At 62.1% G+C, this 14,666-nt stretch carries 12 protein-coding genes; 8 read left to right on the top strand and 4 right to left on the bottom strand.

The genetic code is table 11. The features are described 5' to 3' along the window. The first annotated feature begins 66 nt into the window (after positions 1–66). The 3 genes from AKL25_RS17270 to AKL25_RS17260 are packed head-to-tail and all read left to right on the top strand — an operon-like array spanning position 67 to position 2,786. Positions 67–804, top strand: coding sequence for an SURF1 family protein (locus AKL25_RS17270; protein WP_083444758.1), 738 nt, complete (start codon positions 67–69; stop codon positions 802–804). Continuing rightward, positions 788–2,260 (top strand): ATP-binding protein, encoded by a 1,473-nt coding sequence (locus tag AKL25_RS17265; protein ID WP_050478947.1) that lies wholly within the window; start codon positions 788–790, stop codon positions 2,258–2,260. Before AKL25_RS17270 ends, AKL25_RS17265 begins: the two co-directional genes overlap by 17 nt. Beyond that, complete coding sequence (locus AKL25_RS17260) at positions 2,250–2,786, top strand: response regulator transcription factor (RefSeq protein ID WP_050478946.1); 537 nt, start codon at positions 2,250–2,252, stop codon at positions 2,784–2,786. The genes AKL25_RS17265 and AKL25_RS17260 overlap by 11 nt, the downstream gene beginning before the upstream one ends. On the opposite strand, the gene AKL25_RS17255 is transcribed toward AKL25_RS17260, so the two are convergent. After that, a complete protein-coding gene (locus tag AKL25_RS17255) occupies positions 2,787–4,895 on the bottom strand; it encodes a response regulator (protein WP_050478945.1) in 2,109 nt (702 codons plus the stop codon). Further along, complete coding sequence (locus tag AKL25_RS17250) at positions 4,885–6,402, bottom strand: ATPase domain-containing protein (protein WP_050478944.1); 1,518 nt, start codon at positions 6,400–6,402, stop codon at positions 4,885–4,887. Before AKL25_RS17250 ends, AKL25_RS17255 begins: the two co-directional genes overlap by 11 nt. A 310-nt stretch (positions 6,403–6,712) precedes the next feature. On the opposite strand from AKL25_RS17250, the gene AKL25_RS17245 reads away from it, so the two are divergent. Next, the gene (locus tag AKL25_RS17245; protein ID WP_240475782.1) at positions 6,713–7,144 is read left to right on the top strand and encodes a response regulator; all 432 of its coding nucleotides are present in this window, start codon (positions 6,713–6,715) and stop codon (positions 7,142–7,144) included. A gap of 6 nt (positions 7,145–7,150) precedes the next feature. Continuing rightward, a complete protein-coding gene (locus AKL25_RS17240) occupies positions 7,151–8,293 on the top strand; it encodes a sensor histidine kinase (protein ID WP_240475781.1) in 1,143 nt (380 codons plus the stop codon). A gap of 139 nt (positions 8,294–8,432) precedes the next feature. Here AKL25_RS17240 and AKL25_RS17235 read toward each other — a convergent pair whose 3' ends face one another. Continuing rightward, entirely contained in the window at positions 8,433–8,645 is a 213-nt protein-coding gene (locus AKL25_RS17235) for a hypothetical protein (RefSeq protein WP_050478942.1), read from the bottom strand. 70 nt (positions 8,646–8,715) lie between these two features. Beyond that, positions 8,716–8,913, bottom strand: coding sequence for a hypothetical protein (locus AKL25_RS17230; RefSeq protein ID WP_050478941.1), 198 nt, complete (start codon positions 8,911–8,913; stop codon positions 8,716–8,718). Between the two features lie 250 nt (positions 8,914–9,163). Between AKL25_RS17230 and AKL25_RS17225 the strand changes: the two genes are divergently transcribed. The 3 genes from AKL25_RS17225 to AKL25_RS17215 all read left to right on the top strand — a co-directional run bounded on the left by AKL25_RS17225 (position 9,164) and on the right by AKL25_RS17215 (position 14,665). Then, positions 9,164–9,391 carry a dodecin gene (locus AKL25_RS17225; RefSeq protein WP_050478940.1) on the top strand — a complete coding sequence of 76 codons (228 nt, stop codon included), beginning with the start codon at positions 9,164–9,166 and terminating at the stop codon, positions 9,389–9,391. Positions 9,392–9,598: 207 nt separating this feature from the next. Beyond that, entirely contained in the window at positions 9,599–11,164 is a 1,566-nt protein-coding gene (gene glgA, locus AKL25_RS17220) for a glycogen synthase GlgA (protein WP_050478939.1), read from the top strand. 39 nt (positions 11,165–11,203) lie between these two features. Continuing rightward, positions 11,204–14,665 carry an alpha-1,4-glucan--maltose-1-phosphate maltosyltransferase gene (locus AKL25_RS17215; protein WP_167541902.1) on the top strand — a complete coding sequence of 1,154 codons (3,462 nt, stop codon included), beginning with the start codon at positions 11,204–11,206 and terminating at the stop codon, positions 14,663–14,665. Position 14,666 lies beyond the last annotated feature (1 nt).

The following is a 14,666-nucleotide window of genomic DNA, read 5'->3' as shown; positions in this document are numbered from 1 at the left end:
TCTGCAACAACGGAAGCGGCAACGCGCCCTCGGTCTTCCGGGCTGCGCGTTTTCCTTGCGCTTTGCATGCTCGTCGTTTTTCTCGGTTTCCTCGCCCTCGGCACCTGGCAGGTCAAACGCCTGTTCTGGAAGCTGGATCTGATCGAACGCGTCGATCGCCGTGTGCACGCCGCACCCGTTGCCGCACCCGGGCCTGCTGACTGGCCGGCGATCACCGCCGACTCGCACGAATATCTTCACGTTCGCGTGACCGGCACTTATCTCTATGAGCAGACTGCGCGCGTGCAGGCCGTCACCATCTACGGCAGCGGTTACTGGCTGCTGACGCCGCTGCGCAGCGCCGACGGCACGATCACGCTGGTCAATCGCGGCTATATCGCCACGGGCACGCGCGACGTGAAGGAGGGCGCAAGCGACGCTCCTGCGGACGTGACCGGGCTGCTGCGGATCAGCGAGCGGGGCGGCGGCTTCCTGCGCCACAACGATCCTGCCGCCGATCGCTGGTTTTCGCGCGACGTGCAAGCCATCGCAGCAGTGCGCAAGCTCGGCAATGTCGCGCCTTATTTCATCGATGCCGACGCCGGCTCCGCCGGTTCCGCACGGCAAGATGGGCGCGCTGTTGCAGGCGAACCTGTCGGCGGTCTGACAGTAATTGCTTTCCCCAACAACCACTTGGTTTATGCTCTCACCTGGTACGGACTGGCGCTGATGACGGCCGGCGCCGGCTTCTGGGTCATGCGCGACGAAAAACGCCGCCGCGCGGCCCGACTGAACCAGGAAAGCAACAATGGCAAGCAAGGCTGACAATACAGAATTCACCATCCCTCACGACATCCATTCCCATCAGCAAGATGCGCTGACGGACGATATCTCGCCGCTCGGCGCTGAAAAATCCGCCAACGCCCCCGACCGCGCCGCCGGTCACAAGAACATGCTGCAACTGATCCAGTTGCGCTGGATCGCGGTGTTCGGGCAGATCACCACCATCATCGTGGTGATCTTCGGTTTCGACATTCATTTGCCCTTGCCGCACATGCTGGAAGTGCTGGCCTGCCTGATCGCCTTCAACATCGCCAGCCACCTGCGCTGGCACGAGCGGCCCTTCGTGACCAACCGCGAGCTGTTCCTGGCCCTGCTGGTCGACGTGGCCACGCTGACGGCCCAGCTTTACCTGAGCGGCGGCGCCACCAATCCCTTCGCCTTCCTGTACCTGCTGCAGATCATCATCAGCGCGGTGCTGCTGGCGGCCTGGTCGACCTGGACCATCGTCGTCATCACCAGCCTGTGTTTTGCCGGCTTGTCGCAATTCTTCATACCCTTGTCGCTGCCGCCGGACCACGGCAACGGCGTCTTCAGCCTGTATGTCGAAGGCATGCTGATCTGCTTCATCCTGATCGCCGCCTTGCTGGCCATCTTCATCACGCGCATCAGCAGCATCCGCCGCGCCGGCGATGCCCAGCTGGCCGCCTTGCGCCAGCGCGCGGCGGAAGAGGACCACATTGTGCGCATGGGCCTGCTGGCCTCCGGCGCCGCGCATGAACTCGGCACGCCGCTGGCGACCTTGTCGGTGATCCTCGGCGACTGGCGGCGCATGCCTGAATTCAGCAGCAATCCGGAACTGCTGGAAGAAATCGGCGAGATGCAGATCCAACTGCAGCGCTGCAAGACCATCGTCAGCGGCGTGCTGCTGTCGGCCGGCGAAGCGCGCGGCGAGTCCTCGGTCAAGACCACGCTCAATACCTTCCTGAGCGACATCGCGGAAGAATTCCGCGCCACGCGTCCCATCGTCGCCTTCGATTTTGAAAACCGCATTGAGCAAGATATGCCGGTGGCCTTCGACTCGGCGCTCAAGCAAATGATCTGCAACGTGCTCGACAATGCGCTGGAAGCCTCGCCGCGCTGGCTGCGCTTCACCGCCACGCGCGAGGGCAACGAACTCAAGGTCGCCGTCGACGACACCGGCCCCGGTTTCATGCCGGGCATGCTGGACCAGCTGGGCAAACCGTATCAATCGACGAAGGGCAAGACCGGCGGCGGGTTGGGATTGTTTTTTGTCGTCAATGTCGCGCGCAAGCTGGGCGGCGCCGTCACCGCGCACAATCGCGAAGAAGACGGTATCATCGCCGGCGCCACGGTTTGCCTGACGCTGCCTTTGTCGGCAATCAGCCTGGAGGCAGACGCGTCAGCGACAGAGCACGAGCTGGAAGCGCAAGAAAATCCATCATCATCCATGAAAGAGAATTCGCAACATGTCCACTGAGCGTCTGCTGTTGATCATCGAAGACGACGAGGCGTTTGCGCGCACGCTGAGTCGTTCGTTCGAGCGGCGCGGATATCGCGTGTTGCAGGCGGCCAGCCAGGACGAGGCCGAAGTCGTACTCAGGCAACACAATCCCGGCTATGCGGTGGTGGATCTCAAACTCAACGGCAGCACCTCCGGCCTGGCCTGCGTGCAGATGCTGCATCAGCACGATGAAAACATGCTGATCGTGGTGCTGACCGGCTTCGCCAGCATCGGCACCGCGGTCGAAGCGATCAAGCTTGGCGCCTGCCAGTACCTCGCCAAGCCGTCCAACACCGACGACATCGAAGCCGCCTTCGGCCATGTTGCCGGCGCGACGGAAATCGAACTGACCAGCCGCTCGACCTCGATCAAGACGCTGGAGTGGGAACGCATCCACGAAGTCCTGGTGGAAACCGACTTCAACATTTCCGAAACCGCGCGCCGTCTCGGCATGCACCGGCGCACGCTGGCGCGCAAGCTGGAAAAGCAGCGCGTAAAGTAATCAGGGACGGTGCTCGGCGGACGAGCGCCGAGGTTGCTGCAACGCCTGTGCATGCATCGCGCGCTTGACGCTGCCGGCCAGTTCCGAGATCTGGAACGGCTTGCGCAGCACGGCTTCCAGCGCAATCACTTTTTCCACCGCCTGCATGTCGGCATAACCCGTCGCCATGAGGATAGGCAGGTCGGGATGACGCGCCCGGGCCGCCGCAATGACTTCCGCACCGTTCATGCCCGGCATCAGAAAATCCACGATCAGCAGATCGAAACGCCCGGCCTGCAGCTTCTCCAGGCCGAACCAACCGTTTTCCGCCTGTTCCACGGTATAACCCAGAATCTCCAGGCATTCGACGATGAACTGCCGGACTTCGTCATCGTCTTCAATCACCAGGATGTTGCCGCTTTCCTTCGGCATCAGTTCGTGGTCGAGCGGCTCCTGATACTGTTCCTGCACCGGCCGCGTGCCGGCTACCGGCAGCCAGACTTCCACCGTCGTGCCTTTGCCGACCGTGCTTTCGATGCGCGCCATGCCGCCGGACTGATCGGCGATGCCATACACCTGGCTCAGGCCGAGGCCGGTGCCTTTGCCCACGGACTTGGTGGTGAAGAAGGGATCGAACACCTTGCTCAGGATGTCTTGCGTAATCCCCGATCCCGAGTCTTTGACGGCGATCACGACATACTCGCCGCGCTTCAGTACGCCGTCGTAGGCTTCGCGCTGACGCGCCTCGATGCGCAGGTTGCCGCCTTCCGGCATGGCGTCGCGGGCGTTGATGGCAAGATTGAGAATCGCCATTTCGATCTGGTTGGCGTCGGCGACGGCGCGCGGCAGAGCAGGGGCGATATCCACCGTCACATGGATGCCGGCGCCGACCGAGACGGCGATCAGGTCCTTCATGCCGTCGATCACCGATTCGATGTCCACCGGCTTCAGATCCAGGCTCTGGTTGCGGGAGAAGGCCAGCAGCTGTCCCGTCAGCTTGGCGCCGCGCTTGGTGGCGTTGCGCGCCGCGCCGGCCATGCGCTTGATGCGCTCGTCGCCCGACAGCCGTTCGATCAGGTCGACGTTGCCGATGATGACATTGAGCAGGTTGTTGAAATCGTGCGCGATGCCGCCGGTCAGGCGGCCGACGGCTTCCATCTTTTGCGCCTGCACCAGCGCGATCTGCGTACGCTCGCGCTCGGCCATCTCGCGCATCAGGCGGTCATTGGCCTGAGCCAGCTCGGAGGTGCGTTCTTCGATGCGGACTTCCAGCGTTTCATTGAACTGCTGCAGGGCGCTCTGGCTTTCCAGCAGGCGGTTTTCGGCCTCGCGGCGTTCGCTGATGTCGAGCGATACCCCGGCCATGCGCACCGGCACGCCGACGCGGTTGCGCATGGTCTGGCCGCGAATCTGCACCCAGTGCACCGACTGATCGGGCCAGACCACCTTGTACTCGATGGCGAAATCTTCCTTCGACAGGACGGCCGCCTCGATGACGTCGAGATGGCGCTGGCGGTCGTCAGCATGGATGGCCTGCAGCAGATCGTCATAGGTGAATTCGCTCTCCGGCGCAATGCCGAAATGTATCTTGCAGGTTTCCGAGACGATCAGGATCGAGGTCTCCAGCTCCAGGCTCCACGAGCCCAGGCGGCCGGCATGCAGCGCCAGGCGAAGGTGTTCTTCGGACCGCGCGCGCTCGTGCAGATGGCTGCGGCTGAGATATTGGCGGCGACGCGCGCGCAATGCGGAGACGCTGGCCCGCAGCAGCGTTTCCGCATTGACCGGACGCTCCAGCAGGATCATGTTGATCAGCCGCTCCAGCACATCGAGCGATGGATGGCGATCCTGGCCGCGCTGGCGGGCGCTGAGAATGACGAAAGGAAAATCCGACCAGGACTCCTGCGCCTCGACCCATTGCTCAAGGATGCTGAAGTCCATGTCGACCAGCGCCTCTTCCGTGATCAGCGCCGCGCCGGCGCCGCGCGAGAGCTCTTCCAACAGCGTCGCGTAATCGGTGCAGGAGGTGCAGCTCAGCCGCTCGCGCGACAGCGTCTGCGCAATCACTTCTGCATCGCGACCGTGCGGAGCGAGTATCAGGATGCGTTCTTCAAGCGAGGAATTAACCGGCATTGTTCAGCATAGGCGTCTTGCCGCGGTAAGACGGCAGGCCGCTCATGATGCCCTCGAAGTCCTGCAAAGGTTCACCGATCTGGACTCCATGGCTGGCGCTGAGACGGAATTCGTGAATCGTTCTTGCATGATGATTGGTGCGGCTCTTGATGACCGAGACCGCAGTGGAGATGTCGCCGTGCGCCTCGAAGAAGCGGAACATCAGGATCGTGTCGCTCAGATAGCTCAGGTCCACGTCGGAACGAATCTCGCCCACCAGGCCGTGTTGTCCCAGCACCAGCAAGGCGGTTACCCCTTGCAGGCTGAGGTAGGTCAAGACCTCGTGCATCTGCAACAGCAGGAATTTCTCGCCCGGCATCGCCTGCAGATAGGCGTTGAGGCTGTCGATGACGACGAAGGTGCGGTCCTCCTGCTCGACGGCCTGGCGGATGCGGCTGGCGAATTCGCCAGGCGACATTTCGGCCGGATTGATCTGATACAGCGTCAGGCTGCCGTCGGCAATGTAGGGCGCGATATCCATGCCCAGTGCGCGCGAGCGGATCAGCAGGGTGCCGACGCCCTCGTCGAACAAATAGTAAGCCGCACGCTCGCCGCGCCTGAGCGCACTCAGCACGCAGCAGATCGAAGTGGTGGTTTTGCCGACGCCCGAGGGGCCGCTCAGCAATGTATTGGTGCCGCGCACCAGGCCGCCGCCGAGCAGCGTATCCAGCTCGGTAACACCGGTGCTGACAACGGCGTCTTCGAATTCGATGGCGTGGTCGGCCGCCACCAGCCGCGGGAACACGCGCATGCCGCCGGTTTCCAGCAGGAAGTCGTGGTAGCCGCCGCTGAATTTGATGCCGCGCATCTTGACCACGCGCAGGCGGCGGCGTTCGCTGCCGAATTCCTGCGCAAGCTGTTCGAGGGTGATCACGCCGTGCGCAATGCTGTGCAATTGCAGATCGCCGGGATCGCTGGTGCGGTCGTCCAGCATCAGCACAGTACAGTTGCGGGTCGCGAAGAAATGCTTCAGCGCCAGGATCTGGCGCCGGTAGCGCAGCGGGTTTTGCGCCAGCAGGCGCATTTCCGACAGGCTGTCGAAAATCACCCGCGACGGCTTCAGTTCATTCACGCGCACCATCACGCTCCGGATGGTTTCCCCGAGTTCGACCTCGGACGGATGCAAGATGGATTGCTGGTAGTCGGGACTGAGGTCTGCCTCGTCGATCATCTCGAACAGAGACAGCCCCTCCAGCGACCAGCCGTGCGAAGCGGCCACGGCCTTGAGTTCGGATGCGGTTTCCGACAGCGTGATATAGAGTCCGGATTCACCCTTGGCCGCCCCCTCAAGCAGAAACTGCAGGCCGAAAGTGGTTTTGCCGGTGCCGGGAGTACCTTCTACGAGATAGAGCCGATGCGCGGTGATGCCGCCTGCAAGCACGGCGTCCAGCCCTGCGATGCCGGTTGCGGCGCGATCGGAATGACCGGGAAGGCGACCTGAAGTGAGGTTATTTTTGTGTTGATCCATCACATTAATGTCGTTTGAGTTGTCAGAATAAAACGCTTTTTTATGATGACTTACTGTAGCAGGAGGGACTTTTTACCCCTGTCAGATGACTCCTGAAACCCTTGTAAGACAATCTGAAGTCCCGCCGCCAAGCCGCTATGGAAAAGGTTTCCTGCGTTTTGGCGAGAATCCGTCTTTCTGTCGCCGGCATGTGAATTTGCGACGGGGATGGATTACTATCGATGCTGTGTATCCGACAGCGGCGCCGACTGCCCTGCGCATGCATACGGTACACAACACGATGTTGAATCAACAACACTGGCAAATAATGATGACAAGCTTATCCACCTCTTTATCGACACCTTCCGCAACCGAAGACAGCGCCGGTCTGCACATCCTCGTGGTGGAAGACAACCTCGACTCGCAACAGCTGGTGTGCGAACTGCTCGCTGCGCTTGGTCATTTCGCCGAAGGAGTAGGCAGCGGCGAGCAGGCGCTCGTCGCGCTGGAGCAGCAATCCTTCGACGTGTTGTTTACCGACGTCAATCTGCCGGGCATGTCCGGCATCGAGCTGGCGCAACAGATCAACGTGCGCATTCCTGCGCTGAAAATCATTTTCGCCTCCGGCTACGGCGCACAGATCAGCAAGAACGTCGGCACTGCCTCGTTTTCGCTGCCCAAGCCCTACGATATCGACCAGTTGCAGAATATCCTCGACGGCATCAGCCGCGAGCTGCAACGCGGCGGCGGCCTGGCGCATTGACGCCCGGTGACCGACCTACAGAGGGAGAACAGTATCAACACGCTTCAGGCATTGGCAGATCTGGTGGAACGCAACCGCGAAGGCCTCCTGACGCGCTGGCGCAATCTGGTGCGGGCCTTGCCGTCGGCCCAGAATCTCAGTATTCCCACGCTCAACGATCATGTCCCGGCGCTGCTGGACGAGATCGCCATGGCGTTCCGGCGCAATTCGGACGAATCCATCGCCGAGGTGCTGGCCGACGGCACGCCGCCCGAACATGGCCTGCAACGCCTGCACAACGGCTACATGATTGAAGAAGTGGTCGCCGAATACAACCTGCTGCGCGGCTGCGTCCATGATCTGGCGACCCAGCATCAGATCAATCTGCAGGGCAAGCCTTTCCATGTCATGAACCTGGTGTTCGACAGCGCCATCGGGCTGGCGGTGCAGACTTTTTCGATCAACCGCGCGCTGGAAGTGCAGCGCCGCCGCGAAGAATATCTCTCCTTCATCGCGCACGATCTGCGTACGCCGCTCAATGCGGTCGCCCTGGCGTCCAAGGTTCTGGAAGCCTCCTTCACGGCCTTGCCGGTGGACCAGCGCGCCGCCAGGATGATCAAGATCCTGCAGCGCAATGTGCAAAGCATGTCGTCGCTGGTGGCCAAAGTCATTGAAGAAAACGACAACCTGCGCACCGAGAGCGGCGTCAAGCTGGAGCGGCGCAACATCGATCTGTGGCCGCTGGTGGAAAGCATGGTCTACGATCTGAATCCGGTCGCCGGCACCGGCAGCACGCGGCTGCTCAACGATGTCCCGGAAGATCTGGTGATCTATGCCGACGCCGATCTTCTGCGCCGCATGATGCAAAATCTGATTGCCAATGCGCTCACCCACACGCCGCAAGGCGAAGTGGTGATCGGCGCGGCGCCGATTACCGGCGGCGGGGTGGAATGCTGGGTCAGCGACAACGGCATGGGCATTTCGAAAGACCGGCTGGAATTGATTTTTGAAAAATTCGAGTCGGAAACCAAAGACAAGGGCGGCCTCGGCCTGGGGCTGGCCATTTTCAAAACCTTCGTCGAAGCACATGACGGCACCCTGAAAGTCGACAGCGAAATCGGTCGCGGATCGCGCTTCAGTTTCATTCTGCCGGGGCGTGCCCAGTACTGACGCAATAAACGCAAAGCTCAAAAAAATCGGCCGCCCAGGATTTCCTGCGCGGCCGATTTTTCTTTGGATGTATTCATTGCGTCTGTTCCTTGCAATCAAGGCAGAAGAGGGCGGGCAAGGACAAACCCGCAGCCCCGATTCAACCGTCGCTTTGCGGCGAGCTGCCGTCAAATACGCCGAAGGCTTCGTCTTCATGGCGCGGCGGCGCTGCCGGCGCGGCGCCCTTGATTGCCATGTCTTTCTGTCTGCTGCCGGGTTGCAGGCCGGAAGGCGCTTCCGGCTTGTCGCGCACATCGGCGTGCCGCTGATCGCGGCGGGCCCGTTCGTGCTCCTGATGAGATGCGTGAGACATCGTTTCCTCCTTCCAATAAGCGCACTGCAGCCGCCCGGCAAGGGCCGCTGCAGTGGCAAGAACCCATGAATCAGCGTTTCTCGGGATGCGGCTTGCCGTCGTTGCTGTCGGCCATGTCGGCGAAACCATCCACACCTTCGATGCCGGCAATGCGGATCGCCGTGCGATGACGCGCCTGCTGGACTTCCGCTTCCGCAGCATTGGCTTGCGGCGCCTGTTGCGGCAGTTTGCCGGCGGCGTTTGCCTGCGTTGTGCTGGACTTGGTCATGGTGCTTCTCCTTGAAGTAACGGGAAATGGGAAAGACGGAAATGCCTGTGTCGACATCACCTTAATCCGCCCGCCGTCCCGCAGCCATCAGTGCGCGCCGCATCATCTTGTAAGACGAGCGGCAGCGCCAGTCTCTCCTACAGCGCTTTAAGCAAGGCGCTTATAGGTTCTCCTGCGCCATCTGTCTAGCCTGAACAACCAGCCTGAACACCGTTCAGGATAGACAGTCCGCCAAAGCAAGGAGATCGCCATGAACACATCGCAGACCCGCGGCAGCCACAGCTACAAGATCATCGAAGTCGTCGGTAGTTCGGAGCAGGGCAGCGACGACGCCATCCGTAATGCCGTCAGGGACGCCTCGCACACGCTCAAGCATCTCGACTGGTTCGAAGTCATCGAGCAGCGCGGCCATATCGACGAGGGCAAGGTCGCGCATTTTCAGGTCACGCTGAAACTCGGTTTCCGCATTGGCGACTGACCGAAGAGGTTTCGGCGGACACGACGGTAGGAGGCATCCTACAGTGATATGCGCCGCTGTCCGATGGTTCACTGCAACATGATTGGCTAACGTAGAAGCTACAGAGCAAAGTCTGCAAAGAATAAACATGACCCGGACCTTGATGCCCCTCGCTTTGCTTTCTGAAAAAACCTTTCCAATCCACGCAGACAATAACGGGGTGATCAATTGCAAGCTCGCGTCCTCTTAGTCAGTTCCGAAGCCGTTCCTCTCGTCAAAACCGGCGGACTCGCCGACGTCATCACGGCGCTGGCGGTCAGCCTGCGCAAGTGCAACATCGACGCCAGCATCCTCATGCCCGGTTACGCCGCCGCCATTGCCGGCGCCGAAGCGCATGCCGCTCAATCCGGCCAGCCCTTGACGTCCGTTGCCTTGCCGCGGCCTTTGCCGGGCGGTCCCGGGCGCCTGTTGCAAGGCGTCATGCCAGGCACCGATGTGCCGGTGCTGCTGCTCGACACCGAGCGCTTCAGCCAGCGCCGCGCCAATCCCTACATCGATCAGAGCGGGCAGGAGTTCTGCGACAACGCGATCTGCTTTTCCGACCTGGCGCACGCCGCCGTCGCCATCTGCACCGGCGAGACCAGCCTGCCGGCGCCGCATGTGGTGCATGCCAACGACTGGCACGCCGGCCTGATTCCCTTCCTGTTGAAAACCGCCGGCCTGCACCACATCGGTTCCATGCTGACGATCCACAACCTGGCCTTCCAGGGCAACTACCATTTCGACCTCGCGGCTCAGCTCGGTCTGGCGCAGATGCCCTCCGACAGCATCGCCAGCCTGGAATACTGGGGCAAGATCAGCTACCTCAAGGCCGGCATCCAGCACGCCGATTGCGTCACCACCGTGAGCAAGACCTACGCCGCAGAAATCCTCACGCCGCGTTTCGGCTACGGCATGGAAGGCGTACTCAATGCACGCCGCCATGTCTTGCGCGCCATCCCTAACGGCATCGACAGCGATGTCTGGGATCCGCAGAACGATCCTTTGTCCAGGGCGCCGTTCAGCATCGACCGGATGCGCGGCAAGGTAATCTGCAAATCCGACCTGCAAGCCATGTTCGGCCTGCTGCCGGTGGATCCCTTCGCACCGATCCTCGGTATCGGCAGCCGCATGTCGCACCAGAAGATGGCCGACGTCGCCTTGCAGGCCCTGCCGGCCATCCTCGATCGCCACGAGCGCATGCAACTGGTCGTGCTCGGCTGCGGCGAGCGCAGCTATGAAGAAGGCTTCGCCGACCTGGCGCAGCGCTATCCGGGACGCGTGGGCGTACACATCGGCTATGACGAGCGTCGCGCCCACGCCTTGCATGCCGGCAGCGACATGCTGCTGCACGCCAGCCGCTTCGAACCCTTCGGCCTGACGCCGTTGTACTCAATGCGTTACGGCACGATCCCGATCGCTTCGCGTGTCGGCGGACTGACCGACACCATCGCCGATGCCGGCATGCAGGGCGCGGCTACTCCAGGCGCCAGCGGCGTGCTGTTCGACGGCGAAGCCGCGCAGGACATGGAAGCCGCCGTGCAGCGCGCCTTCGATCTCTACGGCAGCCGCAGCGAATGGCAAGCCATGCAGCGCAATGCGATGCAGACCGATTTCGACTGGCAAACCTCAGCCGCCGCCTACATCGACGCCTACAAGGAAATCGCCGCCGGCGAAGCGAAGACGGCTTTCCGCACCGCATTGCAACCGAAGACCGCGGGCAATGTTGCCGCGGTCGCCATTCAGGCCGCGTAGTTTTGAAAAAAGTGAGCGTCATCATTGGAAAACCCTGTCATGGCGGATTTTTCGCCGCGCATCTACTGTATCGATCCGACGCTGGTGGCCCGCGCCGGCTGGAACGATCTGCTCGAACGTTGCGCAGCCATGGGCTTCGATCATGTCCTCCTGTGCGGCGACAATCTGGTTGCCGATCTTCTTGCAGAATCTGAATCCGGAAGCGGCGTTGCGCCGGCTGATTCCGGCCTGAGCAGCCTGGCGCAGCTGGAACAGCTGGCGCATCTCTGCACCGAACACCGGCTGCGCGTGCTGCTCGACTTGTCGCTCACCCGCGTGCATGCCGATGACGCCGCCGTATTGCGGCATCCGGAATGGTTCGCGCTGACCGGTTCGTCGTCGGCGGCATCCACGCCGGGACGCGACGTCTTGCCGGATCCGCGTCATCCCGGCGCCGGCCTGCCGGTCAACACGCCGCGCCTCGATGTACCCGAGGTTGCCGAGGCGATGCTGGCGTGGTGGCATGCGCGTCTGGCAGTGCTGATCGACGCCGGCGTGGCCGGATTCTGCTGCCGCGAGCCGGCCAGCTTTCCGGCGCAATTCTGGTGCCGTCTCATCGACCTGACGCGCGAACAGCGCTCCTGCTGCCACTTCCTCGCCTGGACGCCGGGCTGCACGCATCGCCAGCTGGACGACATGGCCGGTTGCGGTTTCGACGGCGTGTTTTCTTCCGGCGCCTGGTGGGATTTCCGCGCGCCATGGTATTTCCGCGAATACGACAAACTGGCGGCGATTGCTCCGGTGCTGGCTTTTCCAGAGGATCCTTTCGGTCCGCGCCTGGCGCGCATCCATGGCTTTCGCGATAAGCAGGCACGTCGTCTGGGCGCGCTGCGGGCTTTGCATTTCGCCACCGTCAGCGGCGCCGGCTGGCTGATGACGATGGGTTTTGAATTCGGCCTGACCGATACCCTCAGCGTTGCCCGTCACGCCGGCGCCGCCAATCGCCTGAGCACGCCGCAAGACTACGCACAGGCCTGCGCCGATGCCGAGTTCGATCTCAGCAAGGACGTGCTGGAAGCCAATCGCGCCATGGCCAAACGCCGTATCGAGAGCGGCAGTCCTCTTTTGCGTTCATCATTGCGTCCCCTCAGCGCACCTGATGCGTCGCTATTGTTCATCGAGCGCCGCGATGCCGACGCCAGCCAACTGATCGCCGTCAATCCGCAACTCGATCATGCCGTCCGCATCAGCGACCTTGGCGACACCGGCTGGCAGCAGCGTCTGGCCGGCAGCGCCGTGCAATGGCATGGCGAGGACCGCCAGGTGCCGCCCGGCGCGGTGCGCCTGCTGGATTTGGAGGCGCCGCCTGCGGTCGGCAGCGATCCCGGCCGCCGCAAGAAACCGGTGCCGGACAAGGTGCGCTCGGCGCGCATCGTCATCGAACACATCGCGCCTGCCGTCGACGACGGCAAGTTTGCCGCCAAGCGCACGGTAGGCGAGCGTTTCATCGTCAGCGCCGACATCTTCATGGACGGTCACGAACACCTGGCCGCATCGGTGCTGGTGCGCGCCGCCGATGAGAAGCAATGGCGCCGGATTACCATGCATCATCACGGCAACGACCGCTGGCAAGCGACGCTGTCATTGACGCGGCTGGGGCGTCACTACTTTTGCATCGAAGCCTGGAGCGACGTCTTCGAGACGTATCGCGACGGCCTGAAAAAGAAACATGCCGCCGGCGTGAACGTACAGCTGGAGCTGGAAGAAGGCCGCATACTGGTCGCCGCACTGGTGGAGCAGGGGCTGGAAAACGGCGTCGACGGCACCGTGCTGGAACGCAGCGCTGCCTTGCTCAAAGCGCTGACGCCGGCTTCTGCCAAGAAGCGCGGCGCCGGCAAAGATCATGTCAAAGACAGCAAGCCCGAGGTCACTGAAGCAGAACGGCTGGCCTTATTGTGCGCTGACGACACTGCGCAGCTGATTGAACAATTGACCGCGCTGGCAGGCGCGCGCGCCTTTCTGGCGCGTAGCGCCGCCGAATATCCGCTGGAAGCCGAACGCGCCGCCGCTACCTATGCCAGCTGGTACGAGCTGTTCCCCCGTTCACAGAGCGGGCGCGCCGACGTGCACGGCAACTTCGACGACGTCATTGCCCGTCTGCCCGCCATTCGCGCCATGGGTTTCGACACTTTGTATTTCCCGCCGATTCATCCGATCGGAGAAAAGAACCGCAAGGGCAAGAACAACGCACTCGACGCCGGTCCGGAAGATCCCGGCAGTCCGTATGCGATCGGCAGCGCGGAAGGCGGCCATGACGCCATTCATCCGCAGCTCGGCACGCTGGAGGACTTCCTGCGGCTGCGCGACGCGGCCGAGGAACACGGCCTTGAGCTCGCGCTCGATTTCGCGATTCAGTGCGCGCCGGATCATCCCTGGCTGCGCGAGCATCCCGGCTGGTTTGCCTGGCGCCCCGACGGTTCGATGCGCTATGCCGAAAATCCGCCGAAGAAATATCAGGACATCGTCAACGTCGACTTTTACGCTGACGAAGCGATTCCGGATCTGTGGGTGGCCTTGCGCGATGTGGTGATCTATTGGGTGCAGCAGGGCGTGAACGTGTTTCGCGTCGACAATCCGCACACCAAGCCGTTTCCGTTCTGGGAGTGGATGATCGGCGCGGTGCGCAGCCGCTATCCGCAAGTGATCTTCCTGTCGGAAGCCTTCACCCGGCCCAAGCCGATGTACCGCCTGGCCAAGGTGGGATTCTCTCAGTCTTATACCTATTTCACCTGGCGTCACACCAAGCAGGAGTTCATCGATTACCTGACCGAGCTGACCGCCGACAGCGACGGCATTGATCAGCCGCGCGATTTTTTCCGGCCGCACTTTTTTGTCAATACGCCGGATATCAACCCCGAATTCCTGCAGCGTTCCGGCCGGGCCGGTTTTCAAATGCGCGCCGCACTGGCAGCCACCTTGTCCGGCTTATGGGGCGTCTACAGCGGCTTCGAATTGTGCGAAGCCCAAGCCATCCCCGGCAAGGAAGAATATCTCAACTCCGAGAAGTACGAAATCCGCGCCTGGGACTGGCAACAGCCCGGCAACATCATCGAGGACATTACGTTACTTAACCACATCCGCGCGGAGAACCCCGCCCTGCAGTCCCATCTCGGCGTGCGCTTCCTGACCGTGACGAACGACAACATTCTTTACTTCGTCAAGTCGACCCGTGCATCGCCGCCCTCAGTGAAGTCGTCAATGAAGTCTTCAACATCGGGAGCGGCGGCCCGCTTCGGCGACAACGTCGTGTTGGTCGCCATCAGTCTCGATCCGTTTCAGCCGCAGCAGGGCGACATCGAATTACCGCTGGAGGGTTTCGGCCTGGCCGACGACGGTCGTGTGCACGTGGAGGATCTGGTCACCGAACGGCGCTTCACCTGGAGCGGCCGCCGGCAATCGGTGCGCCTCGATCCGCACACGCGGCCGTATGCCATCTGGCGCATTCGCGCAGGGGAGGCTTGAG

Source organism: Herbaspirillum rhizosphaerae, from assembly GCF_001189965.1.
GTDB lineage: Bacteria > Pseudomonadota > Gammaproteobacteria > Burkholderiales > Burkholderiaceae_D > Herbaspirillum > Herbaspirillum rhizosphaerae.
The sequence above is the reverse complement of the archived record's forward strand: the minus strand, read 5'-3'. Positions and strand labels throughout refer to the sequence as shown.